This is a genomic window from Aeromonas sp. R1-1 (assembly GCF_040908495.1).
GTDB lineage: Bacteria > Pseudomonadota > Gammaproteobacteria > Enterobacterales > Aeromonadaceae > Aeromonas > Aeromonas veronii.
The window spans coordinates 56,114-82,096 of the sequence record NZ_JBFODV010000171.1; the positions used below are offsets into that span (position 1 = coordinate 56,114).

Consider the following 25,983-nt stretch of genomic DNA (forward strand, 5'->3'; position numbering starts at 1 on the left):
ATGAACGTGCGCGGATTTACTCTGATTGAGTTGATGATCACGGTCGGCATCGCCGCCATCTTGCTATTGGTCGGGTTGCCCTCCATGAGTCAGCGCCTCGCGGCCGAACGGCTCGATCGCAGTGCGACCGAACTCGCTTCAGCCTACCGCTTTGCCCGCAGCGAAGCGGTCAAGCTGACCCTGCCGGTGGTACTGCAGGGCACCGAGAACGGTGGTTGGGAGGTGATGGCTGGCAGCAAGTTGCTGCGTCAGGCAGCAGCACCTGCTGGCGGAGTGGTGATCAAGCCGTTTGACCCCATCCAGATCGCGCCAACCGGCAGCAGCAGCCACGCCGAGATCATTCTGGCCAATCGCCTCGGTGAGCAGCGGGTGCTCTGCGTGGCCCCGAGCGGCCAGCTGCTGCAAGGGAGCTGCTCATGAGACACGCCGCACTTGCCCGCCAGCAGGGCTTCAATCTGGTGGAGATCATGGTTTCCATGGTGTTGGCGGTGATGGTGTTTCTCGGTCTCGCCAAGGGGCAGGTGGTCTCGTTGCAGCAGGCGCATTACAGCTTGCAGAGCACGCTGGCCACGATCGAGGCGAGCAACAGCGTGGAGCAGATCTGGAGCTCGCTGTGTGAAGTGCAGCGCAAGCCCGAGCGGTTCACCCAGGCCGATTTTCTTGCCCGCTTCATCCTGCAGGATGGCCACCAGCTGGTGCTACCGAACCGTTATAGCGACAACTTTGTGGTCGCTATCGAGTGGCAGGATGAGCGGGTCTCCGGCGCCAAGCGGGTGGAGTTGAATGCAGGATTTCCGCCTTTATGCTGAGCGTCCCCTTACGGCAACGAGGCGTCAGTCTCGTCGAGCTGATGATCTCCATGGTGCTCGGTCTGATGCTGATGCTGGCGATTTTTGCCGGTTACGCCCCGATCAAGAGCACGGTCGAGCAGAGCAAGGCGCTTGAGCTGGCGAACGAAGTGCTGCGCTTTGCCACTCTCACCTTTACCAACAGCATCAAGCAGGCGGATCAGCTGATAGCGGTCACCCCTGATCGCCTGACGCTGGCCTTCAAGGTAGAGGGGGGCAGTCAGGTGCTCTCCTGCCTTGGCAACCAGAAAACCACCGATTTTACCGAGCAGTACCGCTTCACGCCGCCGGTACTCAGTTGCGATGACGGGGATGGCCCGCGCCTGTTGCTGGCCCATCTTCAGGATCTTGAATTCGGCCAGCAGGGGGCGCTGGTCAATATCCGCATCTTGCCCGAAGGGCTGCCCAGCTATCTGGCACCGGGAGTAGAGGTGCAGGTGGCCCGCCGCAAGGCGGTCTGGGAGGCAGCGTTGGCCACATCCGGTGCCAACGCCACAGCAGGGGGAGCGGGATGAACAAGGGATTGCAGGGGCAGCGGGGAGCCGTACTGCTGGTGGTGCTGGTGGTGAGCCTGCTGTCGAGCCTGCTGGTGTTTACCAGCATTCAGGAGAACCAGTTGCAGACTCGCCTGAGCGGCAATTTTCACAAGAAGATCAATGCGCAGCTCAGTGCCGAGCAGGGGATGAACGAGAGTTATAGAGCCCTGCATCAGGCCCTTGGCGCCGAACCGCGCATCGAGTGGGCTCAACTGGTGCAGAAGGTGCCTGGCAAGGGGGAAGGAGCCATGGCGGGCAGCCGCTTCAGCATCGAGCAGCTTGATGCCTCCGCCGGCAGCAAGCTGGCGTTGCAGAGCCATGGCCGCTATCTGGAGGGCAATGCCAGCCTCAACGCGCTGTTTGCCCTCAAGCGTGAGCCCGGCAATCTCATCTTTCAGGATTCGGTGGTGGCGTGTGAAGGGCTGAGCCTCTCCGGTAGCGGTTTTATCGACAGCTATGACTCGCGCAAGGGGGCGTACAAGGAATCTGTTTCCGGGACTCTTAATCAGGGGCAAAACGCCAAGGTGGCGACTGTCAGCGACAAGGCCAATGTAGTGCTCGCCGGGCACTCCCCCATCTGGGGTGATGTGCGGGCGACCGGCTCAGTGACCTTGAACGGCTCTTCACCTGTTGCAGGTAATGTACTTGCTGGCGGCGATATCACCATTTCTCCCTCTGATGGGGTCGTCAGGGTTGAGGGCAGCGTAAACGGGAGTGGAAATTTTGCCTTGCAAGGGGGGCATATTGCCGGAGCTGTTGCGATCAATGGTGATGTTTTTATGGGTCATGGCACAAGCATTGCTGGCGACAAGTTGAACTATGGTGGGAACGGGGCATTCCTTGATGCCAAGCATCAGAAGTATCTGGATCCCCAGTACCGCACTCATCCCAAGCTGCCACCCGTGGCCGGGCAGGTGTGTGACCCGCTCAATGTGACCGCGCTGCCGAACTCTCCCAAGCTGGCCAATCTGCCGCTGAATGGCCCGTTGACGCTGGGCGCCACCCAGCAGATGGTGCTGACCACGGATCCTGCCACTGGCTCGGTCACCAGCAGCAACCAGCACAAGCCCGGGCTACCGCTACCCGGCAAGGGGGAGCTGTTTGGCAAGGAGCAGACCGTTTACAAGCTCGACAGCCTCAATATGGGGGCCGATGCCAGTCTCACCATCAAGGGGGATGTGGTGCTGCTGATCGACAAGGATTTCACCATGACTGGCAGCAACAAGTTGACGGTGAGCGAGGGGAGCAGCCTGACCCTGATCGTCAGCGGCAAGGTCGATCTTGGGGCCGGTGCCGAGGTGACGGCAGCCAAACAGGGGCTGACCGCTGGCGGTACGCCCGCTATCTCCATCTATTCCGCGTATAGCGGCAAGGATGGGGTCAAGCTGTCGGGCAATACGCCGCTCTATGCCGCTCTCTATGCCCCGCTCACCGAGATGAAGATCAGCGGAACTGGCGGTCTGTACGGGGCGGTGCGTGCCAAGCACCTGACCGAGAGCGGTGCGGGCGGTGTGCACTATGACGAGGCGCTGGGCATGGCAGATCTGGGGGACGATCAGGGGCCGCCTCCGACGTTGGCACTGCGGCAGTGGCACTTTGTGCAGTGAGGCTGGCGAGCCGCTAAAAAGGATCGAATGGGGCGCGCAACTGTGAGAAGGTGGAGATCTGTCCACCCAGTCGTTCACTGTTGAGGAGTGCTCCATGCCAGGCCCAGCTCGTGCCGGTGCCCTGATCTATGCCAAGGATCCGGGCCTGCTGACCCACTTTTACCGTACATTGCTGCAGATGGTGGTCTGCAGTCAGGATGAGCAGTTGGTGGTGCTGGAAAACAGCGATATCCAGCTGCTGATCCACGCCATTCCCGAGCCTTATACCGGGCAAGTTGTTATCAAGCGGCCGCCGGAATTGCGGGAAGAGGGGGCCATCAAGCTGTTCTTCACCGTCTCCAGCCTCGCCTGGGCAGAAGCGAAGGCGGCGGATCTCGGCGGCGGCCTGCTGCCACAGCAGTGGACGGGGCCCGGCTTTGTGGTGCGCAACGCCTTCGACCCTGAGGGCAATATCCTGCAACTGCGCGAGTTGCTGGGTTCCCCTGATCCTCTCTGAATTTTCTCTTTTTACAGCATGGTTGTGGCGGCGTGCTGTGCCATGCACCGCCATAAAAACGGGGCCCTGTAGTGGTCAACTAAAAGGGCCCCGTCTTTTGTTACCCGTGTAGCAAGCATCACTTCAGATAACGCTGTTCCAGATGCTGGCGCAGCCAGTGCGGGTTGAGCGCTTCACCGGTGGCGCGGCGCACCAGCTCGTCGGTGCTGTGCAGGCTCCCCTGTGACCAGATCTGGCGCCCGAGCCAGCCGAAGATCTCCGGCAAGCGACCCGCCGCGATCACCTCCCCCATGCTGCCCAGCTCTTTTTCGAGGGCAAAACGCAGCTGGGCGGCATACATGGCGCCCAGGGTGTAGCTCGGGAAGTAGCCGAACGAGCCGTCGGTCCAGTGAATATCCTGCATGCAGCCATTGCGGTAGTTGCCCTTGGTGGAGAGCCCCAGCCACTGCTGCATCTTGGCGTCCCACAGCTCGGGGATGTCGGCTACCTCGATCTTCCCTTCCACCAGATCGCGCTCCAGCTCGTAGCGCAGGATAACGTGGGCCGGATAGGTCACCTCGTCCGCATCGACCCGGATAAAGCCCGGCTCGACCCGGCTGTAGAGCTTGGCCAGATTGTCCGGCGCAAACGCCGCCTGCTCGCCGAAGTGGTGACGAATGCGTGGTGCCAGCAGCGCGAGGAAGGCCGGATGATGCCCCAGCTGCATCTCGCAAAACAGGCTCTGGCTCTCGTGGATCGCCATGGAGCGCGCTTCGGCCACCGGCTGACCCAGCAGATGGCGCGGCAGCCCCTGCTCGTAACGGGCGTGACCGGTTTCGTGCACTATGCCCATCAGGCTGGAGACAAACTCCTGCTCGTTATAGCGGGTGGTGATCCGCACGTCGGTCGGCACGCCGCCACAGAAGGGGTGACTGCTCACATCGAGCCGGCCGTGGGCGAAATCAAAGCCGAGCAGTCCCATCACCTCCTGACCGAGCGCTTGCTGGGTCGGGATGGGGAAGGGGCCTTGCGGCAGCAACAAGGCATCGCCCTTTTGTTGTTCACTCACGGTCAGGATAAGATCCGGCAACCAGCTGGCGAGATCGCCGAAGATTTGATCAAGTCGTGTGCTGGTCATGCCCGGCTCATAGAGGGCCAGCATGGCGTCGTAGGGGCGCACGCCAAGCGCATCGGCCCGCAGCTGCGCTACTTCACGGGAGAGTTTCACCACCTCCTCGAGATTGGGGGCAAAACCGGCCCAGTCGTTGTTCTTGCGCTGGCTGCGCCAGGCGTGCTCGCACTTGCTGCCAGCGAGCGACAGCGCTTCGACCAGCTCACCGGGCAGCAGGCTGGCATCTTGCCACTGGCGCTTGATCTCGCCGAGGTTGGCCCGTTGTACTTCATCGAGCGGTTCGCTCTCGGCCCTGGCAATCCAGTCGCCCAGCTCGGGAGCTGTGCGCTTCTGGTGGATCAGCAGACCGAGTTCGGCCATCGCTTCGGCGCGGGCATCGTTGCCCCCTTCCGGCATCATGGCCGCCTGATCCCAGCCACAGATGGCGGCGAGGTGGCGAAAGCGGTGGATCTGTTGCTGATGTTGTTCAAGCTTTTGATATGACATGGGATTGTCCTTGTTATCGTCCCTGATGGTATGCCGCCCCGTACCTGGCATGCTTGGGGCCGTTCGATGCTAACACCGCCGCTGTATAGTTGACCACCTTCATGCAGGCGGGCCAAAGGCGTAGTGGCGAGAGGCGGGTTAGCCGAGCCGCTTCTGGTGCCGTTCGCGATTTTCCGCTTTTTTGCGTTCGCTTTTGCGCAGCAGCACATAGAGGGCACCGCTCCCGCCGTGGCGACGCTCGGCGCTGTGGATCGCCATGACGGCTGGCAGTTGCGGCAACCAGGCGCTGACATAGCTTTTCAGCAGGGCGCGCGGGGTGCTGCGCTCCCCCTTGCCGTGCAGGATCAGCAGGCAGCGGATATCCCGGACTTCACAATCCGCAATGAACTGCACCAGCGTCTGGCGCGCTTCGTTGAGGGTTTTCTGGTGCAAGTCCAGGCTTGCCTGCAGCTCGTATTTGCCGAGCCGCAGCTTCTTGTAGACCCCCTCCTGCACCCCATCGCGTTTGAAGCCGACGATTTCGTGCGGATCGCGCATCTCGATGGCCTCCATGGTGAGGTGGTCGAAGGCGAGCTGTTCGGCGGTGGCAGCCTGACGGCGAGCGAGCTGCGCCTCGGTCGGGGCGGATTTGGCCGCATGGGGATGGATGTTGTCGCTGCGAATGGGCCGCACGTCGGCCACTTCATTCATAAATAGCGAGAGTTCGTCGTTATGAGACACGGCAGGCTCCCCATAAGAAAAAGTGGGGGCCATTATAACGGCCGCAACCGGCACAGAAAACGGGGAAAGGGGCAGGGATAAGGGGCGCCCAGCATGGACACTGGTGCAGTCTGGCCCGGGAAGCACAGTCGCGAACAATAAAACAGCACAGGCGGTCAGTGTGAGCTGCCGCCTGTGGTCAGAGGATTATTTTCCCTCTTTGGGCTGATGAGAATGGGGTTGCTGTGAATGAGGCGGTTGCGAGTGCATCACCTTGTAGATGAAGTAGGCCGCGTAAGAGCTGATGAGCAAGAAGGTGCCGATAATCACCAGCATCGACATCAATCCCACGCTGTTGCCAAACATCAGGTCCAGCCAAAAGTCCATTTTATTGCTCCTGTCACCCGGTTGATGACAGGCATGATAAATACCTCTTTGCCCCGTCCGGGATGATCCCGATCAACTCCCTTGCAGGTTGTTTAATAACCAGCGCGATCTGTGATCGTTCTCACTGGACTCCTTGCTATCGAGCCTGCACAGGGCCTGGTGTGGTGAGCGGGGTAATGCGCCACCCTTGCTGCTCCAGCAACGCCAGCAACCCCTGTTCGCCGTAAAGGTGCAGGGCGCCTACCACGATAAAGCTCTCGTTGGGCAGGGTGGACCATTTCTTCAGCCAGTTATGGTTGCGCTCGGCCAGCAGAGTCTGCTCCATCCAGCTTTGTAGCGCGGGGGGAGCCATCTCCTCCTTGAGCAGATTGATGAGCGTCGCCTCATCTCCCTGCTGCCACGCCTTCATCACGGCGGCGAAACCACTCTCCAGCATCGGTAGCTCATCCAGGGTGCTGGCGAGCATCAGGGTCTGGTTGTCACCCACGCTGGCCAGATAACCGAGCTGCTCCAGCAGGGTTTCAAAACCCACTACCGGTTTGCCCTCTTTGGCGGCCCGGACGGCAAAGTGCTGGTCTATCCCGAGTTCACTCTTGAAGTCGGATCGGGCCATGGCGGCCTGGGTTAGGGTAATGGCGGCAAACCAGGGGCGCAGGGTGGCGAGGGTCGCCTCGTCGATGCCATAGCGGGCACCTGCCATCAGGGTGCGTTGATAGAGCTCGGCAGGCAGATGATCCTTGAGCGGTTTGCCATCCACCAGCCGGGTGAGGGAGCCGGTCTGTTGCCACTGATCCGGCGTGATGCTGTTCATGTCCACCTCCATCACCAGTGCGCGGCTCTGCAGCCAGGCGCGCTCCACCGGCTCGGGCAGCGGATAGAGGGCAGGCTTGCCCGCATGGATGGAGCCCAGCAGCCAGTGTTGCTGGTTGCCCTTGCTCACCCGATAGAACGCAGGATCGGCAAAGGCGTGCAGCGGTAGCTGCAGGCAGAGCAGGAAGGCAAAGAGGGTGCGATGAAATCTCATGGGGATCCTTAATATGCGCCGGGTGACTTCTCTTGCTGACAATAACTCCTATGATAAGTCCTCATTTCAGATAACCAAGAGGTTTGCCATGCCCCATCTTCGTTTTCGCGCCGTGACGCTCGATACCCTGCAACAGGTGAGCGGCCTGCTGCTGGCCGAGCTTTGCGAGCTGACCGGCGGCAAGCCGGAGTTTGTCACCATGGAGCGGGTGGAGAGTTGCTGGATCCGCAACGGTGAGCCAGAGGCGGGTTTTCCGTTTGTCGAGTTGCACTGGTTCGAGCGGCCACAAGAGATGCAGGACGCCGCCGCGCGCCTTATCACGCGCCATTTGAAACGAGTGCTGGGGGAGCAGACCTATGTGGTGGTGCAGGTGATCCCTCTGGTCAAGAGCGCCTACTACAGCAATGGCGAGCACTATTGAAGAGAGGGTAAAACCAGGTTGGTGATGCCGCTATACAGCTAACCCAATCCGGGCGGCAGGATGTTTGCCGCCCATCACGGGATCAGGCCGATTTGGCCAGCAGTTTGTCGAGCCAGCGAGTGGGCAATACCCGTCGCAAGAAGGCAAACAGCCGGGTCGGAGTGGTCACCGGATAGCGTGCCTTGGGATGGGCGTGGGTCAGCGCATGGAGCAGCGGCGGGATGCAGGCTTCGCTGGAGAGGGTAAAGCCGCTGGTGGCCCCCTCTTTTTCCAGCCGCGTCAGGGTCTGACGGTAGGCCGACTGATGACGGCTCTGGGCCGGATCGATGTGGCGCAAGAAGGCGCTGCGGGCATTGGCACGAAAACGGGTATCGATAGGACCCGGTTCAATCAGGCTGATATGTACCCCGCTGCCCGCCAGTTCGAGGCGCAGGGTGTCACTATAGCCTTCCAGCGCAAATTTGCTGGCGTTGTAGGCGCCGCGATACTTCATGGCAACCAGCCCCAGTACCGAGCTGTTCTGTACTATCCGACCCTCTTTGGCCTCCAGCATCGGCGGCAGCACCTGACGGATCAGATGGTGCCAGCCAAACAGGTTGGTATTGAACTGCTCCCTGAGCGCTTCGGTGGGCAGATCTTCCAGTGCTCCGGGTTGGCCATAAGCGCCATTGTTGAACAGGCCATAGAGGTGCCCGCCTGCCAGATGGAGCGCCGCACTGGTACCCAGCTCGATGGAAGCAGGGTCCGCCAGATCCAGTTGTACCGCCAGCAATCCCTGTTGTTGCAGACGGGCCACATCTTCCGCCTTGCGCGCCGAGGCGATCACGGTAAAACCGTGCTGCCCGAGCGCCTGTGCGGCGGCGAGGCCAATACCGCTGGAACAACCGGTGATCAGAACAAAACGGGGCATGATGGGAAATCTCTATACGATGTATCGCTTGAGGATACATGAAACAAAAGCCCGCATAAAAGCGGGCTAAGTGTGATAAACAGTACTTCTTACAGGTTTTGCGCTGCCCAAGAGATAAAATCGCGTTTCTCGGTTGGGGTCATTTTGTCAAACCAGAATCGAGCTTGTTGGGAAGCTGAGCCACTGATATCGGAAGGCTGAATGGGTTTTGTGGCTACTGCTGCGGGAATCACGTTGCTGCTTTGTGTCGGCAAGTCATATATGTTTTTCACATTACCCTGCATTGCTCCTGCCAGTTGAGGTAGCGCCGCTGGTTGGTTGCTACGGTTAAATGCGTCAAGCTCTTCGCCAAAATTACGAAGCACGGACATATTGGTCATAGAGACCAGCTCACCAAGTTTGTATGAAACGGTGTTGCCGGATGACGAGAGTTTCCATTGTGGTTGTTTGTCAAACGCCTCTCCTCGCTCCCATGTTTGCAACCTCGGTGCTTCTACCGATATTGCTTGGTTTGCAGCATTAAATGTCAATACATGTACATGAGAGTTATATTTTTTTGTATTGTTTTTATCTTTGACTAATTGAGAGATTTTAATCGCAATTTGATTGTCTCCGTCGGGCAAAGATTGATTGTCTACCTTGCCAATAAACAGCGGGGAGTCAACCGGAATACCATTGACCGCAACGAGTTCTACCCCTCTGCCTATTTCCAGATTGACTGCAGCCTGACTGACAGAGGGTAGTGTGGCGATTAATGCTGCCATAATGGTCTTTTTCATTTCTGGTTTACCTCTTGTCTTCATCACAACTAAAAAGGCGGGCCCTGTAAGGGCCCGCCAAGTAGGCATTAAATACAGGGAACACAAGCCAGGGTTTAGAAGTAGTATTCTACGCCCATGCCCAGACCAAACTCTTTATCGCCATCTTGTACCACTGACAGACCACGGCGCTGCAGATAGTAAGGACGAACATAGGCAACGGCGGAGTCATCCAGGAAGTACATGGCTTGACCGGAGATGATGGAGTCGCTGAACTCGGTCACCTTAAAGTCGCCAGCCGCCGTTTCAAATTCAGGATTCAGGTTGGCGGCATAGGCGAGTTTGAACTGCCACAGACCTGTGTTGTATATCGTGGCCAAGGTATAGCTATCTTGTGACATGCCGTTCAATTGTGAGGTGCCTACACCGATAACATTCAAGTCCATGTCGGTATAATCGGCGGTCAGGCGCTTATAGGCACCGTAGAAGCCGAGGCCATTGTCAAAGTTCAGCTCGAAGCCCAGCAGATAGGCATTTGAGTCGCCTTTTCCGCTAGTATGCGTAAGGATGGTATCGCCACCCTTCTGGGTTTTGTTAAACGCGCCATCTCCGATTTTGCGGTCAGTTCCTTTTTCATAGGTCGCGTGCAGAGTCAGCGGACCGGTATTGTAGTGGGCGCCCAAGCCATAGAAGTTGGAGCTCGCATCATCGGTATTGTTACCACGGCCCAGCGCCAGGTTGTAGCTGAAGCCGCTATGGTTGGCGGAGTCAAAGCGGATCATGTTGGATTGACGGTCGTAGTTACCACCACCGATGATGTCGCCGCGCCAGTCCATCACTTTACCGGTAGAGATACTGCTGTACGGCCAGTCAAGCACTTCATAGAGCGGTGTTAGCATACGGCCTGCGCGAACTTTACCTATCCCTTCCCACTCGAAACCACCGAAGGTATCGCGCACCCCCAGCTTGCCGTCACCGCCAGACTCACCGACGTTGCCGGATTCGATTTGCCAGATAAACTTGGGGCCGTTGGCAAAATCCTTGCTGCCACGGAAACCGATGCGAGATTCATTTTCGATCTTGATGGGGTTCTCGTATCCGCCATTGGCATCAACGGTTGCCCAGTCAGCACCAGTCCAGGCAGAGATTGCGATCTGGCCATAGATGTCGACATTCTTGATATCTGCATGAGCAGGCAGTGCGAAAGCTGAAGCAATGACAACAGCCAGTGCGGATTTATTGAACATAAGATAGCTCCTGATTTTATGGACTTAGCTTTTTTTTCGGCAGTTGGCTGTGTGCCTTCCGCTCGATTATCGGTATTGCAATCAACACCCCGAAGGGCAAAAGATCTTGTCTTAGCTACCTGCAAACCCAGATGTCTTGGCACATCTGTAGTTGGCAGTCCTGATCATCACATGTTGTTTTTTTATGTTCCGATTCTTGGCTATCGGACAACCCCAAGAGTACGTTCGCGGTGCGAAATATCAATGAAAAGTTCCCTCAACGTTTCAAAAGTATGACCGAGTGCAAATAATCATGGGCAAGGTCGTAAACAGCCTCATGGCAGGTATCACGGTGATGAGAGCGTTTTCTTGAGGCCGCGACCAGCGCCAGTGCGGGTTTTCATCCGGTACGGGGGAAGAGGTGTCAGTTAACCTGCCGATAACAGATAATTTTGTGCTACAAAAAAACTTTCCCTCTGGTTGAGGGAAAGTGATCTGGTGAGGATTCGGGGCGAATAGGGTTCAGCCTTGCTGGCCGAGGATGCGGGGGATCTGCTGCGCCTGATGGTGGATATGGGAGGAGACCTGCACCGAGAGCTGACTCACCTGACGGGCATGCTGATGGATACGGGCGATCAGATCGGCAAAACTGGCCAGTTTGTGCTCCTGACTTTTGGCGTTGTCGGCGCCCTGCAGGGCGATCACGGCGGTGTTGCGGGCGATCTCCCGCACCGCCTGGGTAGTCTGGCGCAGTTGTTCCGCCTGCGCCCGCTGGCGGCTTGACTCGCTGGTGATCCGGTTCAGTACAGTGCCAAGCTGTTCACCGGATTGGGTCAGGCGCCCCAGAATATCGGTGATCTGGTTGAGGGATTGCTGGGTATTGGCCGAGAGGTGGCGCACTTCATCGGCAACCACGGCAAAGCCGCGCCCCTGTTCCCCTGCACGGGCCGCTTCGATGGCGGCGTTGAGGGCCAGCAAGTTGGTCTGCTGGGCGATATGACTGATGACATCGACAATGTCCGTCACATCGGCAACCGAGCGGGTGAGGGCTTCCAGCGCCTCATCGCTCTCGTCAATTGCCAGCCCGGTCTGACGAGTAGCGTGCAGCATGCTCCCCACCAGATCTTCGCTCTGGCTCATCGCCTGTTCGTTATGGTGGGCATGCTGGGCGATGTCGGCGGCGACCTGATGGACCTCTCCGGCCAGCTGGTTCAGCTCATCCATCATCTGGCCGCTCTCGTCGACCACCTGTTCGGTGGTGCGGGTGCTGTGGTGGATCTCGTCAACCTGGCTGACCATCCCTTGCAGACTGAGGGATACCGCTGACAGCTGCCCCTCTTTTTGCTGTTGGTCCAGTTGCAGACGACCGATCAGCCGGTTGTAGCTGGCAACGATATCGGCCAGCTCGTTGCGATCGCGCCCGTCAGGCAACGGCTCGGCCTGCCCCGTCTGATCGAGCTGTAGAAAGGCTCCGCGCAGTCGCAACAAGGGGGTGAGCAGCCAGCGTCGTTGCACCAGCGCAAACAGCAGGGCGACTATCACCAGACAGAGCGCCAGCGTACCGAGGATGGTGGCCAGCTCCTGATTGACTGCTTGCCGATCGCGGGAAAGTTGTTCCCCCATCTGTCTGGTCGCTTGCAACATGGCCATGATGTCTTGCTGCACGGTCTGGCGGCCAGCCTGTTGTTGCTGAAGCGCCGTGCGGCTGTTGGCCAGCTCCTGCGGATAGCGGCCCAGCAGCGAGCGTAATTCGCTGCGCGGTTGATCTCCCAGCTCCTTTCGCACCGGCTCCCCCAGCGTGAACTCATCGGCGGGCGCCTCTTCATACAGGCCGAGCAGCGGCAAGGCTTGCAGCGCTTGCGCCTGTTTTTGCAGTGCCTCCAGCTCGAAGCGGATCCCTTCGAGCAGCTTTTCATTGCCCTGTTCCATATAGCTTTGGCGCAAATGGGCGAGGCGCGGCAGGCTCGCCAGGATCGCGGTTGCAGCGCGGCGATATTGCTGTGCTGCGGCAGATTGTTCCGTGCTGGCGCCTTGCTCCCCATAGCGGATCAGCGCCATGGCCTGGCTGCCCAGCTCACTCTCCGCATTTTGCAGCAGCAGTTGGCTGTTGCCCGAGAGCTTGCCTGCGACCTGATAGTCGTGCGCGATGCGCTGCGCCATCTGCTCGAGTTGCTGCCTGAGCGGGGCCGCCACGGCATCATCCTGAGCGGCCAGCGAGGAGAGCGCTTGCTGGCGGATCTTCTCCGCAGCTGTCAGTTGTTGCGGATCGCCGCTGTTGAGGTAGTCACGCAGACTGTTTTGCAGGGTCACTGTCACCAGTTGTTGCAGCGTCTCGTGCTGATGCTGTGCCTGATTGGTATGGGCAAGCTGTTGCCAGCCGTGGTAGAGGGCCAGCGCCTGTCCCCCCGCAACCAGTAACAAAACAAGGGAGGAGAGGGTGGCGTAATGGGCGATTTTCACGGGGTAATTCCTGTCAGCACAGACCATGGGGGAGCGTGGCCCGAGCCTAAACAGGGATGATGGCGTTTTTATGACAGCATGGTCAGATAGCCCTATTTTTGCCAGATTAACTGGCTGGGGATGCCAGTGCTCTGTTGCGTTGGCCAAGCATACCGAGCAGGGCGCCGCCCATGATAAGTGCACCGGCCAGCAGATGGCGCGAGGTCAGTGCTTCTCCATTGAGCAACACCAGCAGCAAGGTGCTCAGCAGAGGTGTCAGGTAGGCAAGGGCACCGATCCGGCGTGGATCGCCGTCTCGCAGTGCCAGATACCAGGTCACAAAGGCCGCCCCCATAGGGCCCAGCGCCAGCCCGATGATGAGACACCAGTCACTGGTGGGGATCTGCGCGAGCGGCAGGGGCCCCTCCAGCAGACGGGCAAGCAGCAGCGCCAGCAAACCCGCGGGCAGACAGGCTGCCGCAGTGACCACGGCGGGGGCTGGCGGCAGACGGCGTGATAATACCGAATAGGCCCCCCAGACGACAGCTGCACCGAGCGCCAACAGGTATCCCGGCAGATAGGTCTGTTGCAGTTGCAGCTCGCCATTGACCATCACCAGCATGGAGCCCGCCAGACCAAAGGCGCCAGCCAGCAGATGACGGGCATGGAGTGGATGGCCGGGCAACAACAGCGGGGTGAACAGAATGATGCAGAGCGGCCAGAGGTAGTTGATGAGGTTGGCCTCCAGCACCGGGGCATGGCGAAAACTCATAAAGAGCAGCAGATGGTAGAGCAGCAATGCCGTAACCGTCACCAGCCAGGTAATAGGGCGAGCACGCCACTGGCGCCAGAACGGCAAGGCCCCGACCCCGCAGAAAAACAGCACCAGCCCGACCAGCACCAGTGGTGACACGCTGGTGACCCGTGACGTCAGCGCCGCCAACGAGGCCCACAGCACAATGGTCAGCAGTGCAAAACCGGTGGATCTATCCCACCAGGAACATCCGGACATCCAACACTCCTTTGCAAGATGAAACAGGGCTTGGCCTCAAAGACAAGCCAAAGAGAAGCAGTCTATCAGAGAGAGCGCATGCTCTGAACGCAGAAAGGAGAGGGTCATTACGGTTGGATGGTCGGATTTATTGTCGCCAAAAACGACCAAGGGGTTGGCATCGTAATGATGCCAACCCCTTGTTTTATATGGCGCTCCCGACTGGAGTCGAACCAGTGGCCTGTCCCTTAGGAGGGGACCGCTCTATCCTGCTGAGCTACGGGAGCTGTGTGGCAGGCATTATACAAGAAGCAACTCCCTTTTAAACCCTTGATTCTTATTCCAATACTGCCAAATCCCCATTCTGGATGTTAAACGGCGAATATTTGTTCTGGCTGCTGATGATGGCGCCATCGTCGAATACCTGCACCACCTCGAACAGACCATCGGCCGGGTTGCGCATCATGCGCGACTTGCCGTAGGGGTCGATGAAGTCGGCGTTGTGCTGGATGCGGAACTGGTCGCCGACTTTGACACCATTGCGCCGTCCCAGATTGATGTAGGGGCCGCGTTCGTTCTGGCCGACCACCCGGGCGGTGACCGGGGCGCAGGTGAGCTGGGCTACCAGATCCTGAGCCGCCTGTTGCAACTGGTAGTTGACCTCTTGGCCATAACTTGACTGCCAGAACTGGCCGCTGCTGCTGCCCACCTGCTCCCGCTTGCCAAAGGTCCAGGTGGCGCGTCCTTCGTAGACCTTGCGGTTGACCAGACTGCCGTTGATGCCATCGAACAGGTAGAGCTGCATGCGAAAGTTGCGCACGGGATCCTCATACCAGCTGGTCAGCTGGTTGCCCTGCGGCTCTATGGAGAGATCGTCGATGCTGCCGAGCACCAGATATTGGCTGTCGGTACGCAGGCTGAGTGCCTTGATCTCCTCGAGGGCGCTGCGATCCCCCTGTTGCAGATGGAGCGGATCGATGCGCAGGTTTTCATCCAGCCACTGGCGCACAGCGACCCCTTGCGGCGCGTTGGCGAGAGTCTCGAACAGTCGTCGCGATAGGTTTTCCGGCATGTCGTCCATGGCGCCGTAGCTAGCTTGGTCCGGATAGCGCATCCGCAGCCGCACCAGTGTCAAATCCTTGGCGAAGTGCTGGGTCTGGCAGATCTGGCGCTCGGCCTGAATGTCGGCCACCAGGGTGATATACATGCGGCCGTTGCGCACCTCTTCCCGCTTGAGCCGGTACTGGCGAATGTCGCCGCCGGAGCGGATCTGGATCTGCTCGGAGCGAAGGCTGCCATTTTCCAGACGCTGGACGCTGGAAACGGCCGCGCCGCTGGCCAGCAGCGCCTGACGCAGGGCGTCGCGGGTCGCCTGCTCGCGGGCATAGACCTCATCGCCCCCCAGAATGGCGGCGCTGCCCTGCGCTTCTATAAGCTCGGCTCGGGCGCTCAGGCTGGCCAGCAGCAGGGTCAACAGCAGCGGTAATTTCATAGCAGATACCTTGAGTTGGCGGGCAGCCGAGCCATTTTGAGGAAATGGCGCCTGCTGGCCGACATGGATCACAACACGTTCCAAGTGGCAGCGCACGTTGGCGCTGACGATGTCCATTAAAAAGCAAGAATCATGCCTCATTCCCGGCTCAAGCTTTGTCCGGCGCGTCCGATAATAAGTCAGGTGCAGATACAGGAAAGGTATCCATGAACAAACTCATCACGGCGTTGGCGCTCGCCCTGGCATTGACCGGGTGTGGCTCCGACCCTATCAATCGGGATCAGGGTGACCCCCGCCAGGCGGCGCAGGGGATGGAACTCAACTGGCTGGTGGCGCGCATGACCGATCAGCTGATGGAGCGCAAATCGCTGACCACCCTGACCGAACCCATCGCGGTGGCCTCTTTCGTCGATCTCGATACCCTGCAGGATACCAACTGGATGGGGCAGCAGATTGAGGAGAGCTTTATCTACGAGCTCAATCGTCGCGGCGAGGTGGTGGTGGACTTCAAGCTGACCGGTAGCATCAAGGTGACGCCGCAGGGGGACTTCGTGCTGAGCCGCAACTATAAGGAGCTCTCTTCCCGTTTGCCGATCTCCCGCATTCTGGTCGGCACCTTCAGCCGCAACAGCAAGGGAATTCTGGTCAATGCCCGCGTTATCGACATGCGCACCAAGATGGTGGAGACCACGGCCCAGAGCCTGATCCCGCAAAAATATCTGTTCGGTGCCAACAATTCGTTTGGTCGGGCATCGATCAATCGCGGTTATCTGATGCGTGACAGTCAGGCCCGGCCGGGCGGTCATCTGGTCAACCTGACCCCGTGAGGAGCGAGTCATGAAGATCCTGTTTGGTTGCCTGTTGGCACTCTTGCTCACCGGTTGCAGCGGTAACCGGGTGGTGGATTACACCCAGGGTGGCAAGCCCGATGATTTTCCGGTGCTCAAGGCGGTGGGCTATGCGGTGATCGACATCCAGCCCGGCCCCTCCCAGTCGGAGAAGATGCTGCAAGCCATTCGCGCTTCCAAGATGGATGCTTATCGCGAACTGGCAGAGCAGCTCAATGGTCAGCAGGTGCGCGGTCAGAGCAGCTACCGCGATCTGACACAGACCTCCAACTCGCTGGATGTGTCGGTCGCCGGTGTGGTGCGTGGTGCCCGGGTAGTTGCCTCCTATCCGCGTGGCAACACCTATGCCACCGAGATGGAGCTCGATACCCGCGCCCTCTACAACATCAATCAGTTGATGGCGGGTCAGTTCTGAGTTGATGGGCTTGCCGTGAAAACCGGCATCAAAACAAAAGGCGAGCAGTGTGCTCGCCTTTTGTCGTTGTGGGCTGGTTAGCTCCCCATCAGCACCGGCGGCACTGCGGTGGGTTTCACATCCTCGCTCGGGTAGCAGCCAAGCACCTTGATATAGCGGGTGATCTTGGTCAGTTCCACCAGTGCGGCCTGCATCGCCGGGGTCTGCAGGTTGGCGGAGACATCCAGATAGAACATCTCTTCCCACGGGTTGCCCTGCACCGGACGGGATTCGAGCTTGGTCATGTTGATCTCGTGGTTGCGCAGTACCAGCAGCGCCTCGACCAGCGAGCCCGGTTTCTGGGAGGTGGACATGATGAGAGTTGTCTTGGCCGGGATCTGCGGCGCCACGTCGATGGGCTTGCGCGCCACCACGATGAAGCGGCTGTAGTTCTCTTTCTGGTTGGCGAGCTGCTCGGCCAGCACGTCCAGACCATACAGTTCACCACCGGCGGCGCTGCCGATGGCGGCGGCCTCCGGGCTTGCCAGTTCCTTCACCTTCATCATGGCACTGGAGGAGGAGTCGCAGATCTCGTGACGGGCTCCTTCCAGCTTGCTCAGATAGTGGGAGCACTGCTGGAACACCTGCGGATGGGCATAGAAGGTCTTGATGCGGCCAAGCTCGGTCGGCACGGCGGTGAGAATGCAGTGTTCAATGGGATAGGTGAGCTCGCCGACGATGGAGAGGCTGGTATGCTGCATCACGTCATAGACTTCGTTGATGGAGCCCGAGCTGGTGTTCTCGATGGGCAGCACGCCAAAGGCGGCGCGACCCGACTCCACCGCATCCAGTACTTCACGGAAGTTCTGGCAGTTCACCTCGATCACCTGATCCTTGTAGCGCGCCAGATATTTGCGGGCGGCGAGGCTGGAGTAGGAACCGCGCGGCCCCAGATAGGCGACGCTGGTCATCGGCTCCTGCTGCTCCGGGTTGAGCAGGCTCTGCAGATAGGCCTGCTGGGAGAGCACTGAGTCTTCGATGATGGTGTGATAGATACGGGTGATGTACTGGGCATCCAGCCCCAGCACGCGCCCTTTCTGGATCAGGGCAACCAGCAGCTCCTGCTCCCGCTGGTGGTCACGAATGGGGCGCGGGTTGGCTTGCTTGGCACGGGCGACCTCGATGCTGAGGGTCTTGCGTTTCGCCAGCAGGGCAAGCAGCTCCTGATCCAACCGGGTGATGTCTTGTCTGATCTCGTCGAGCGTTGCCATGATTGTTCCCTATCCAAGTAATCGATTGATATTAATGCAAAAAAAAGCCTCCGCTAGGGGAGGCTCGATTCGTCTTTGCTTTCTGTTCACACGACGACAGGCCTTCCCTCAAGCGGGCCGGATAAACGAGAAAGCAAAGAAGAATAGTGCGTGCATAGGTGTGTCCTTGAAGTAACGTCATAACCATTAAGGGATTTGCCGGTTTGATGCAAGTAAAACTTGCCCGCGGGCAGGGATGGGGGCAGGGTATCCGGTTAAGAAAATGGCGTATGAATGATGTTCTATTGACTCTGTTTTGATGACTGACACCCAGTGGGGGAGGTAAAGACGATGGCGATTATTTTCGATCTGGGACGGGTAGTAGTGAGCTGGGATCCGGTAGGCATAGTGCGTTCGGTGCGTGGCCCGCAAGGGGCTGAACAGTTGGCCGAGCAGCTCTTTAACCACCCGGACTGGCTGGAGGTAGACAGAGGCACCATGTCGCTCCACACCATGGCCCGGGAAGCGCAAGCGCGCACCGGCCTCTCGACGGCGGAGAATCTGGCCATTTTACAGGCAGTTCCCGCTTCCCTGCTGCCAGATCCCGCTATGCTAACCCTGATAGCCGAGCTGCACGGGGCGGGGCACACTCTTTATGCCCTCTCCAACATGGGTCATGCCAGCATCGATTGGCTGGAGCAGCATCAGGATTTCTGGCGCTTCTTCAGCGGCAAGGTGGTCTCGGCGCGGGTGCGGATGATGAAGCCGGAGCCGGATATCTACCGCTATCTGCTGGTGTCGTTCGATCTGAAACCGGCAGAGTGCATCTTCATCGATGACAGTCCTGCCAACATCGCGGCCGCCGAGGCCCTCGGTATCAGGGGGATCGTCTTTACCGACGCGGCGAGTTGCCGCCAGCAACTGGGTGAGCTGGGCTGTTTGCCCGCCACCGGCAAGGGGTGATGTCCCTCTAGGAGCACTATGGAGCATGGCCGGTTTCGCAATTGGCTCAGTCACTATCCCGAGGCGACCCTGATCATCGCCTGCAAGGATGGCAGCGGTTATCAGCTCTGTGTTGAGGCAGAAGGGGAGTGCCTCTGCCTGACCGACAGCGAGGGAGGGCGCCTGACCTTTACCTCGCTGGATCAGGCGCAGGGTTTCTTGCGAGCCCATCGGGTTCACCAAGCAAGATTACGAATTTATGACGCCCAAAATGAAGATTTAGCAGCAGAATCACAGGAAATAATCATCAAGTTTTAATTTTAACCTGACTCTTTAAGGGTCTATTCAGTTTGTTTGCCGCACAATACTGCACCTGTTCATCATCCGGAGCTGTTTAATGGGTGCCAATGTAGTTGTACTGAATCAGGGATATGATCACTCTTTTCAAGCCAGGGAACAGCTGCTGATTGAGCGACTGGCAAGTTTTGACGAGCTGGTTGTCTCTTTTTCGGGACGGTTGGAATCCTGCTACAGCATCGAGCTGTGCCGCGCTGCTGGTGTGAAAATCCACGCAATTACCCTCGATAATCCGACCCGCAGTCGCAGCGAAGTGGCCCGTGCCCGCCGTTATTGCCAGCGTTATGGCATCGATCACTGGGTCATCAAGAGTGACGAGATCGTCTTTTGCGATCGCCTGCCGAATATTGAAGGGCTGATCGACCCGGTTCGCCGCATTGGTGAGTATGTGCAGACTCGTCCGGAATGGACTCATCTGCCGTTGCTGGTTCCGGCAGCGGTGGAGGAGCGTGATGATTATCTTGCCCAGTTCGGGTCTCTGCCTGCCAACTCCATCTGGTTTTTTGCCGACAACGGATTGATGCGCCGCGATTATCGTTACGGCTTCAACAAGCGTCAGCTCGGTCGTTGGGGCAAGGGGAGCAACGGTTGCCTCAGCAATCGCTTCACCAATCCACGGCAGCTTGAGCAGCGTTATCTGCGAATGGTGGATCAGGCAGAGCAGATGCTGGCCGACATGGGGCTGGACGAGGCACAGGTTTTTTTCCATACCCTGTGTGACTGCTCAACCACCTTGGCCCGGGTGCGTTTGCCCGAGCATCAGCGTGCGCAGGCCTTTGATATGCAATCGGATATTTTGTCTGCCCTCAAGGGGAGCAAGTTCGATCTGGTGACCTTGGATATGGCACAGAAAGAGCGGCACGATCTCGCCATCTAGCCTGCGGGCAAGCGATGCGGGTGCCAGAACGTGAGTGCCGTCATAGGCAAGGGGCGACGGGACTGTTTATACTGTTGCCCTTTCACCCGTTACCGAGCTTCGCCCAATGAAACCCTTCTCCCGTCTGCTGATTGCCCTGTGCCTCTCCCCCGTATTGGCGCAGGCAGCCCCTCTTTCTCAGGTGACGCTGCCCGATGGTCGGCAGGTTCAGCTCAACGACGACTTCACCTGGGAGTATCTGGTGGTCAAACCGGCCGAGCCCGTGCAGGGCGTGGCTGCTGATGGGAAGGCTGGGGCCGTGGTGGCCGTCGCTGCTCCGGTGCTGACCGATCAGGCCAAGGCCAATCCGGAACTGCTTGCCCAGATGGCGCGTGACGGTGTGGTGGTCAAGCTGGACAAGATCGAGGGATCTGACCCGCTGGTGCTGACCTTTATGGTGAGCAATACCGGCACCCGCAATGTGGTCGGGGTACGTGGCATGGTGACCCTGTTCAGTGCTGACGGGGTGCAGCTGAGCCGTCAGGAGGCCCGCTTCTGGGTTGCCGAGAATCGTCTGCCGGAGACCTATCTGCGCAAGGGGCAAGCCCGTCCTTCGCTGGCCCTCGAGATCCCCCGTCCTGCCGGATTGACTGGTCAGCCGCTGGTGCGGGTCGAAATTGACGAGGTGGTCTTCCGCTGATTTGGCGTTGTGCCGGCCCATGCAAACCGCTTGGGCCGGCAACTTGTTGCCGCTGACACCCCCTGCAATATCTGCTTACATCTGACATGGTTCTGCAACAGCTTGCAGCTCGGCAAGCTGGAAACCTGATCGCAAAATGACTCCATACCAGCTCGCTAGCAACGGGCCCAATCACATGGAGTTATCATCATGAAAAAAGCAACTGTCTCTCTTCTGGTTCTGGCCGGGTTTGCCTCTACTTCCGTCATGGCGCAGGATGCCTTCAGCTATGCCAAGGGCGCGGCTACCTGGGCGCACACCAAATCCGACTATCTGAACAACAACCCGCTGTTCCCACGTGATGCCAGCAATCAGGGCACTCGCGATTTTGGCGGTGTGACGCTGGATCTCTCCAAATCGTTCTCCAACAACTTCTACGGTCGTCTGCTATCCGAGGGCACCTCTGCCCAGCACGGTAATGACAGCATGGGTATCGGCAGCCTGGGTATCGGTGTTTTCACCCCGCTTAGCACTGGCTTGAACCTCTACGGTGAAACCGGTCTGATGGGTTACACCATGGAGCGCGAGCAGGCGTATGACGTCAAGGGCTGGGATCTGGTGAGCCGCAAGAGCAGTGGCAGCATGTACGGTGAAGTGGGTCTGCGCTATGACATCGGCAATGTCGAGCTCTCCACTGCCTACCGCTACGCCAACATGACCGACGATATGCATGACTTCAAGGTAGGCGGTGCTTACAAGCTCAACCAGAACTGGGCGCTGACTGCCGATTACACCTATCGCAACTGGGATCTGCAAAAAGGCTCCATCTCCAGCCTGGGTGTGAAATACAGTTTCTAATCCCCCTTCCAGTAGTCCGTAGTGTCTTGATTTTTACCCATGGCGTTCGCCATGGGTTTTTTCGTTTTCCAGTGATCTCTTTTTTCTCCTTGTGTCGTATCAGTCGGCGATAGTTATACAACTTCCATTTTTTTGTATAACTGCTATAACTGAATCAAGGTTTATACAAGGAGTGCCATCATGTACAAGATTAAAGTCGGTATCAGTGCCTGCCTGCTGGGACAAGAGGTACGTTTCGATGGGGGCCACAAGCGCTCCAGCTTCTGTGAACGGGATCTTGGCGCTCACTTTGACTATCACCCCGTCTGTCCCGAGATGGCTATTGGCCTCGGGGCGCCTCGCGCCGCCATCCGGCTGGTCAAGCGCAACGGCGAGATCCGCGCCGAGGCGAGCAACGGCAGCTTCGATGTCACCGAAAAGCTGATTGCCTTTAGCGAGCAGAAAGCCCGTCAGCTCGACTTTATCTCCGGCTATATCCTCTGTGCCAAATCCCCCAGCTGTGGTATGGAGCGGGTCAAGGTCTATGGCGCCAACAACGAGGGGAGCGCCAAGGAGGGGATTGGCCTCTTTGCCAAGGCGTTAATGGAGGCCAACCCCCTGTTGCCGGTCGAAGAGGATGGCCGCCTGTGCGACCCCATCCTGCGCGAGAACTTCGTGCTGCGGGTCTTTGCCTACCACGACTGGCAGCAGCTCTGTGCCCGCGGCATCACCGCCTCTGCGCTGATCCGCTTCCACTCCCGCTACAAGTATCTGGTGCTCTCCCACGCCACCACCCATTACCGGGCGCTCGGCAAGCTGCTCGGCAATCTGGGCAAGTCTACCAATTTGCAGGAGGTGGCCGACAACTACATCAAGGGGTTGATGACGGCGCTGACTCTGCGAGCCAACCGCCGCAGCCACACCAATGTGCTGATGCACCTGCAGGGCTACTTCAAGCGGGTGCTGACCCCGGCCCAGAAGCAGGAGCTTGCCGATACTATCGACAAGTACCGCACCGGCATCTTCCCCTTGCTGGTGCCGCTGACCCTGATCCGCCACTACCTGCGCGAGTACCCCAATCCCTATCTCGCCGAGCAGGTTTATCTCAATCCGCACCCCGATACGCTGAAATTGCGTTACGGGCTCTGAATCCGTTCTGTTGCCCCGGCGCATAGTTTGCGCCGGGGAGCCTTACCCCTCTGTTTGATGGACGTTGTCATGTCTGATTTATCGCAAGAAGTTGCTCCTCTCGCTGATGAGGGGATCTACCCCATTCGCGAGGTCTCCCGTCTCACCGGCGTCAACGCCGTGACCCTGCGTGCCTGGCAGCGCCGCTACGGTCTGGTGCAACCGGCCCGCACCGAAAAGGGCCACCGTCTCTACAGCGAGCTGGATATTCGCCAAATCGGCGAGATCCTGAGCTGGCTGGAGCGGGGAGTGAGTATCGGGCAGGTGAAGGGGCTCTTGAGTGAACCCCATTCCGAGCCGGTGAGCGATCACTGGCAGCAAACCCTGGAGCAGTTCAGTCAGGCGCTGCTCGCCTTCAACCAGCGCAAGGCGGAGGCTGAGCTCAACGATTTGCTGGCTAGCTACCCGTTCGAGCTGGTGCGCAGCCGGATACTGCAACCGCTGGTGGAGCGGCTGCTGGGGCTGTGGCGCGAGCGGCCCGATGGCGAGCTGCTGCAACAGGTGTGGCTGGGCTGGCTCCATACCCGCTTCGCCCGCCACCTGATCGAGCAGGAGAAGGGCGTGCCGATCACGCTGGCGAGCTGGGGACAGGTTGGCCCCCTCGATCTGGTCTGGGCCGCCTACGAGCTGATCGGTCAGGGCTATGAGGTGCAACTGCTGGGGGCGGTGGAGCCGCGCCATGCCAGCCTGCTGGAAGGACGTGCGGCCACTCCCTGGCTGGTGCTGTTGGGGGCCGGGCTTGGCAAGCAGGAGCTGGCTACCGACTGGCCCGCCGGCACACGCCTGTTTGGCGAGCTGGGGCGCCTCTACGATAGCGTGTTGCTTAAAGGCCACGGCTGGCAGGCGAGCCTTGCCGAGCTGATGGCGGATGCCCCAGATGCGGCTGGCGCCAGCGGACGCGGGAGGAAAAAATCATGAAGCTGGTCTGGTTTCGCAACGATCTGCGCCTTGCCGACAACCCCGCGCTGCGGCATGCCTGCGCCGGTGATGAGCCGGTCGCCGCGCTCTTTATCATCCCTCCTACCCAATGGCGGCAGCACAAAATGGCCCCCATCCGTCAGCGCTTTATGTTGGCGCAGGTGGATGAGTTGGGCCGTGAGCTGGCGGCGCTCGGCATCCAGCTCCATCTGCTGCGAGTGGAGACTTTTGCCGAGGTGCCCGCTGTGTTGGCAAACCTCTGCCGCGAGCAGGGGGTGACCCAGCTCTACGCCAATCAGGCTATCGAGATCGATGAGCAGCGCCGCGACCATGCCGTCAGCGCGGTGCTGGCAGAGCTGGCGGTGAGCTGTCACTGGTTCAACGGCTGTTGCGTATTGCCGCCGGGGCGGGTGCTGACCGGCTCGGGTGAGATGTTCAAGGTGTTCACCCCTTTCAGCCGAGCCTGGCTCAAGGCCCTCGATGAAGAGGGGTTTGTCATTCATCGGGCGCCGACACCGCGTGGCGAGTCGTTGCCGTGGCAGCCGCTGGCCGAGCGGGAGTGGGTTGATGCAGCGCTCGGCGAGCTGACGGTTGATCCGCGTTGGCCAGTGGGGGAGGCGGAAGCTCTGCGTCGTTTGAACATTTTTCTGGAGCAGGCAGTGCTCGACTATGGCGAGACCCGGGATTTTCCTGCCATCGCGGGCACCTCTGTGCTCTCCCCCTATCTGGCGGCGGGCATCATCAGTCCTCGTCAGTGTGTGGCGGCTCTTCAGCAGCGGCTTGGCTATCGGCCCCAGTCAAAGGCCCAGCCCGGCTTTGTCTGGCTCAATGAGCTGGTCTGGCGCGAGTTCTATCGCCACCTGCTGGTGCTGATCCCGACCCTCTCCATGAATCGCCCATTCAAGGCGGAGACTGCCGCCTTGCCGTGGAGCTGGGATCCGGATGCCTTCGCCACCTGGTGCGAGGGCCGTACCGGCTACCCCATCGTCGATGCGGCGATGCGCTGTCTCAACACCACCGGCTGGATGCACAACCGGCTGCGGATGATAGTGGCGAGCTTTCTCACCAAGGATCTCCATATCCACTGGCGGCTCGGGGAGGATTACTTCATGAGTCGACTGATCGACGGGGATCTGGCGGCCAACAACGGCGGCTGGCAGTGGGCTGCGGGCACCGGCGCCGACGCGGCGCCCTATTTTCGGGTATTCAACCCCACCACTCAGGGGCAACGATTTGATCCACAAGGGGAGTTTATCCGTACCTGGGTAACTGAACTGGCCGATATTCCCGCCGCTTATGTGCATCAGCCCCACGACTGGCTGCGACTCAAGGGGCGACAGGATTATCCGGCACCCATGGTGGATCACGCCGTTGCCCGGGTGAGAGCCATCGAGATGTTTCGCTCTCTGGAGAAATAGGATGAACGAGCCGCTGGCCCGCTTTATTGGCCTCTATCAGCAACTGGACAAACAGCAGTTGCACCGCTTGCCCGAGGTCTATGCCGAGCATGTGGTCTTTACCGACCCGGCTCACCGTATCGAGGGGCTGGCGGCCCTTGGCGACTATTTTGCCGCCCTCTATCAGCGCCTCGCTTACTGTCGCTTCGTCATCACCAGTCAGCAGCAGCAAGGGCGACAGGCCTGGCTCGGCTGGGCCATGACCTTCTCTCACCCCAGATTGCGTGGTGGTGAGCCGGTGACGGTGGAGGGGGCCACCCGCCTCGAATTCGACGAGGCGGGCAAGGTGTGCCAGCACCGGGACTATTTTGACCTGGGCGCCATGCTCTACGAGCAGTTGCCGCTGCTTGGGCCCGTGGTGCGCACCATCAAGATGAGGCTTGGCGCATGAGCGGCCGGGTGCTGATCACCGGCGCGACCTCCGGCATCGGTCGCCAGTTGGCGCTGGATTACCGGCGGGCAGGCTGGCAGGTGTGGGGTTGTGGCCGCGATGGCGAACGGCTGCAGGCGCTGGGGCTGGATGGCGTCACGCCGCTGCAATTTGATGCCCGGGATCTGGCCGCAATGAACGGGGTGGCTGCTACGCTGCCATTCCTCGATCTGCTGATCCTCAACGCAGGCAACTGCGAGTACATGGATGTCGGCGATGGGTTTGACAGCGAGCTGTTTGCCCGTGTCATCGACACCAATCTGACCGCTACCGGCCATGCTTTGGCCGCCTTCTTGCCGTTGCTCGGGGCTGGGTCACGGCTGGCCATCGTCAGCTCGTCGGTGAGCTGGCTGCCGCTGCCACGAGCCGAGGCCTATGGCGCCTCCAAGGCGGCCC

General features: G+C 59.4%; 29 protein-coding genes, 1 tRNA gene and 1 other annotated feature. Of the genes, 18 read left to right on the forward strand and 12 right to left on the reverse strand.

Features of this window, described 5'->3' with window-relative positions:
- The 5 genes from AB5Y92_RS10440 (at nucleotide 1) to AB5Y92_RS10460 (ending at nucleotide 3,487) form a co-directional block, all read left to right on the forward strand.
- On the forward strand, nucleotides 1–420 hold the full coding sequence (locus AB5Y92_RS10440; RefSeq protein WP_368226728.1) for a GspH/FimT family pseudopilin: 420 nt from the start codon (nucleotides 1–3) through the stop codon (nucleotides 418–420).
- A complete protein-coding gene (locus tag AB5Y92_RS10445; protein ID WP_368226729.1) occupies nucleotides 417–809 on the forward strand; it encodes a prepilin-type N-terminal cleavage/methylation domain-containing protein in 393 nt (130 codons plus the stop codon). Before AB5Y92_RS10440 ends, AB5Y92_RS10445 begins: the two co-directional genes overlap by 4 nt.
- Nucleotides 803–1,363 carry a PilW family protein gene (locus tag AB5Y92_RS10450; protein ID WP_368226730.1) on the forward strand — a complete coding sequence of 187 codons (561 nt, stop codon included), beginning with the start codon at nucleotides 803–805 and terminating at the stop codon, nucleotides 1,361–1,363. The genes AB5Y92_RS10445 and AB5Y92_RS10450 overlap by 7 nt, the downstream gene beginning before the upstream one ends.
- A complete protein-coding gene (locus AB5Y92_RS10455) occupies nucleotides 1,360–2,991 on the forward strand; it encodes a hypothetical protein (protein WP_368226731.1) in 1,632 nt (543 codons plus the stop codon). The genes AB5Y92_RS10450 and AB5Y92_RS10455 overlap by 4 nt, the downstream gene beginning before the upstream one ends.
- 94 nt (nucleotides 2,992–3,085) lie before the next feature.
- A complete protein-coding gene (locus AB5Y92_RS10460) occupies nucleotides 3,086–3,487 on the forward strand; it encodes a VOC family protein (RefSeq protein WP_159143128.1) in 402 nt (133 codons plus the stop codon).
- Between the two features lie 118 nt (nucleotides 3,488–3,605).
- On the opposite strand, the gene AB5Y92_RS10465 is transcribed toward AB5Y92_RS10460, so the two are convergent.
- The 4 genes from AB5Y92_RS10465 to AB5Y92_RS10480 form a co-directional block, all read right to left on the reverse strand.
- Nucleotides 3,606–5,084, reverse strand: a complete 1,479-nt coding sequence (locus AB5Y92_RS10465) for a carboxypeptidase M32 (protein ID WP_368226732.1) — start codon at nucleotides 5,082–5,084, stop codon at nucleotides 3,606–3,608.
- A 138-nt stretch (nucleotides 5,085–5,222) separates the two neighbouring features.
- Nucleotides 5,223–5,804 (reverse strand): DNA endonuclease SmrA, encoded by a 582-nt coding sequence (smrA, locus tag AB5Y92_RS10470; RefSeq protein WP_201944366.1) that lies wholly within the window; start codon nucleotides 5,802–5,804, stop codon nucleotides 5,223–5,225.
- Nucleotides 5,805–5,990: 186 nt separating this feature from the next.
- Entirely contained in the window at nucleotides 5,991–6,170 is a 180-nt protein-coding gene (locus AB5Y92_RS10475) for a DUF3149 domain-containing protein (protein ID WP_139730425.1), read from the reverse strand.
- Between the two features lie 136 nt (nucleotides 6,171–6,306).
- Nucleotides 6,307–7,194 (reverse strand): TraB/GumN family protein, encoded by an 888-nt coding sequence (locus AB5Y92_RS10480; protein WP_368226733.1) that lies wholly within the window; start codon nucleotides 7,192–7,194, stop codon nucleotides 6,307–6,309.
- Nucleotides 7,195–7,282: 88 nt separating this feature from the next.
- Here AB5Y92_RS10480 and AB5Y92_RS10485 point away from each other — a divergent pair, with 88 nt between their 5' ends.
- Entirely contained in the window at nucleotides 7,283–7,615 is a 333-nt protein-coding gene (locus AB5Y92_RS10485) for a DUF1904 family protein (RefSeq protein WP_201987937.1), read from the forward strand.
- A gap of 82 nt (nucleotides 7,616–7,697) precedes the next feature.
- Here the strand turns inward: AB5Y92_RS10485 and AB5Y92_RS10490 are convergent, their stop codons facing one another.
- The 7 genes from AB5Y92_RS10490 to AB5Y92_RS10520 form a co-directional block, all read right to left on the reverse strand.
- On the reverse strand, nucleotides 7,698–8,525 hold the full coding sequence (locus AB5Y92_RS10490; RefSeq protein ID WP_368226734.1) for an SDR family oxidoreductase: 828 nt from the start codon (nucleotides 8,523–8,525) through the stop codon (nucleotides 7,698–7,700).
- Between the two features lie 89 nt (nucleotides 8,526–8,614).
- The gene (locus AB5Y92_RS10495) at nucleotides 8,615–9,304 is read right to left on the reverse strand and encodes a DUF2057 domain-containing protein (protein ID WP_164537557.1); all 690 of its coding nucleotides are present in this window, start codon (nucleotides 9,302–9,304) and stop codon (nucleotides 8,615–8,617) included.
- A 95-nt stretch (nucleotides 9,305–9,399) separates the two neighbouring features.
- Entirely contained in the window at nucleotides 9,400–10,530 is a 1,131-nt protein-coding gene (locus tag AB5Y92_RS10500) for a porin (protein WP_164537556.1), read from the reverse strand.
- A 501-nt stretch (nucleotides 10,531–11,031) separates the two neighbouring features.
- Nucleotides 11,032–12,969 (reverse strand): methyl-accepting chemotaxis protein, encoded by a 1,938-nt coding sequence (locus AB5Y92_RS10505; RefSeq protein ID WP_164537555.1) that lies wholly within the window; start codon nucleotides 12,967–12,969, stop codon nucleotides 11,032–11,034.
- A 106-nt stretch (nucleotides 12,970–13,075) separates the two neighbouring features.
- Nucleotides 13,076–13,960 carry a DMT family transporter gene (locus AB5Y92_RS10510; RefSeq protein ID WP_164537554.1) on the reverse strand — a complete coding sequence of 295 codons (885 nt, stop codon included), beginning with the start codon at nucleotides 13,958–13,960 and terminating at the stop codon, nucleotides 13,076–13,078.
- A gap of 189 nt (nucleotides 13,961–14,149) precedes the next feature.
- Nucleotides 14,150–14,226, reverse strand: a tRNA-Arg gene (locus tag AB5Y92_RS10515).
- 50 nt (nucleotides 14,227–14,276) lie between these two features.
- Nucleotides 14,277–15,431, reverse strand: a complete 1,155-nt coding sequence (locus AB5Y92_RS10520; protein ID WP_368226735.1) for a flagellar assembly protein FlgT — start codon at nucleotides 15,429–15,431, stop codon at nucleotides 14,277–14,279.
- Between the two features lie 206 nt (nucleotides 15,432–15,637).
- On the opposite strand from AB5Y92_RS10520, the gene AB5Y92_RS10525 reads away from it, so the two are divergent.
- The gene (locus AB5Y92_RS10525; protein ID WP_005338718.1) at nucleotides 15,638–16,258 is read left to right on the forward strand and encodes a FlgO family outer membrane protein; all 621 of its coding nucleotides are present in this window, start codon (nucleotides 15,638–15,640) and stop codon (nucleotides 16,256–16,258) included.
- A gap of 10 nt (nucleotides 16,259–16,268) precedes the next feature.
- The gene (locus AB5Y92_RS10530; RefSeq protein ID WP_005338717.1) at nucleotides 16,269–16,694 is read left to right on the forward strand and encodes an LPP20 family lipoprotein; all 426 of its coding nucleotides are present in this window, start codon (nucleotides 16,269–16,271) and stop codon (nucleotides 16,692–16,694) included.
- Nucleotides 16,695–16,771: 77 nt separating this feature from the next.
- On the opposite strand, the gene pheA is transcribed toward AB5Y92_RS10530, so the two are convergent.
- A complete protein-coding gene (gene pheA, locus AB5Y92_RS10535; RefSeq protein WP_069529655.1) occupies nucleotides 16,772–17,944 on the reverse strand; it encodes a prephenate dehydratase in 1,173 nt (390 codons plus the stop codon).
- 38 nt (nucleotides 17,945–17,982) lie between these two features.
- Nucleotides 17,983–18,104 (reverse strand) — a sequence feature (Phe leader region).
- 170 nt (nucleotides 18,105–18,274) lie between these two features.
- Here pheA and AB5Y92_RS10540 point away from each other — a divergent pair.
- From AB5Y92_RS10540 to AB5Y92_RS10585, 10 genes are all read left to right on the forward strand, one after another.
- Complete coding sequence (locus AB5Y92_RS10540; protein WP_005338702.1) at nucleotides 18,275–18,886, forward strand: HAD family phosphatase; 612 nt, start codon at nucleotides 18,275–18,277, stop codon at nucleotides 18,884–18,886.
- A gap of 18 nt (nucleotides 18,887–18,904) precedes the next feature.
- A complete protein-coding gene (locus tag AB5Y92_RS10545) occupies nucleotides 18,905–19,183 on the forward strand; it encodes a DUF6482 family protein (protein WP_005338699.1) in 279 nt (92 codons plus the stop codon).
- 79 nt (nucleotides 19,184–19,262) lie between these two features.
- Nucleotides 19,263–20,099: a hypothetical protein gene (locus AB5Y92_RS10550; protein WP_042080710.1), complete on the forward strand. Its 837-nt coding sequence runs from the start codon at nucleotides 19,263–19,265 to the stop codon at nucleotides 20,097–20,099.
- Nucleotides 20,100–20,205: 106 nt separating this feature from the next.
- Nucleotides 20,206–20,778: a DUF3157 family protein gene (locus tag AB5Y92_RS10555; RefSeq protein ID WP_118854234.1), complete on the forward strand. Its 573-nt coding sequence runs from the start codon at nucleotides 20,206–20,208 to the stop codon at nucleotides 20,776–20,778.
- 189 nt (nucleotides 20,779–20,967) lie between these two features.
- Nucleotides 20,968–21,615, forward strand: a complete 648-nt coding sequence (locus tag AB5Y92_RS10560; RefSeq protein ID WP_005349637.1) for an autotransporter — start codon at nucleotides 20,968–20,970, stop codon at nucleotides 21,613–21,615.
- 180 nt (nucleotides 21,616–21,795) lie between these two features.
- Nucleotides 21,796–22,743, forward strand: a complete 948-nt coding sequence (locus AB5Y92_RS10565; protein ID WP_005343644.1) for a DUF523 and DUF1722 domain-containing protein — start codon at nucleotides 21,796–21,798, stop codon at nucleotides 22,741–22,743.
- 69 nt (nucleotides 22,744–22,812) lie between these two features.
- Nucleotides 22,813–23,700, forward strand: coding sequence for a MerR family transcriptional regulator (locus AB5Y92_RS10570; RefSeq protein ID WP_164537550.1), 888 nt, complete (start codon nucleotides 22,813–22,815; stop codon nucleotides 23,698–23,700).
- Nucleotides 23,697–25,118 (forward strand): deoxyribodipyrimidine photo-lyase, encoded by a 1,422-nt coding sequence (gene phrB / locus AB5Y92_RS10575; protein WP_164537549.1) that lies wholly within the window; start codon nucleotides 23,697–23,699, stop codon nucleotides 25,116–25,118. The genes AB5Y92_RS10570 and phrB overlap by 4 nt, the downstream gene beginning before the upstream one ends.
- 1 nt (nucleotide 25,119) lies before the next feature.
- Complete coding sequence (locus AB5Y92_RS10580) at nucleotides 25,120–25,548, forward strand: nuclear transport factor 2 family protein (protein ID WP_164537548.1); 429 nt, start codon at nucleotides 25,120–25,122, stop codon at nucleotides 25,546–25,548.
- On the forward strand, nucleotides 25,545–25,983 hold a 439-nt coding region (locus AB5Y92_RS10585; protein WP_368226736.1), incomplete at its 3' end, for an SDR family NAD(P)-dependent oxidoreductase. The genes AB5Y92_RS10580 and AB5Y92_RS10585, both read left to right, overlap by 4 nt.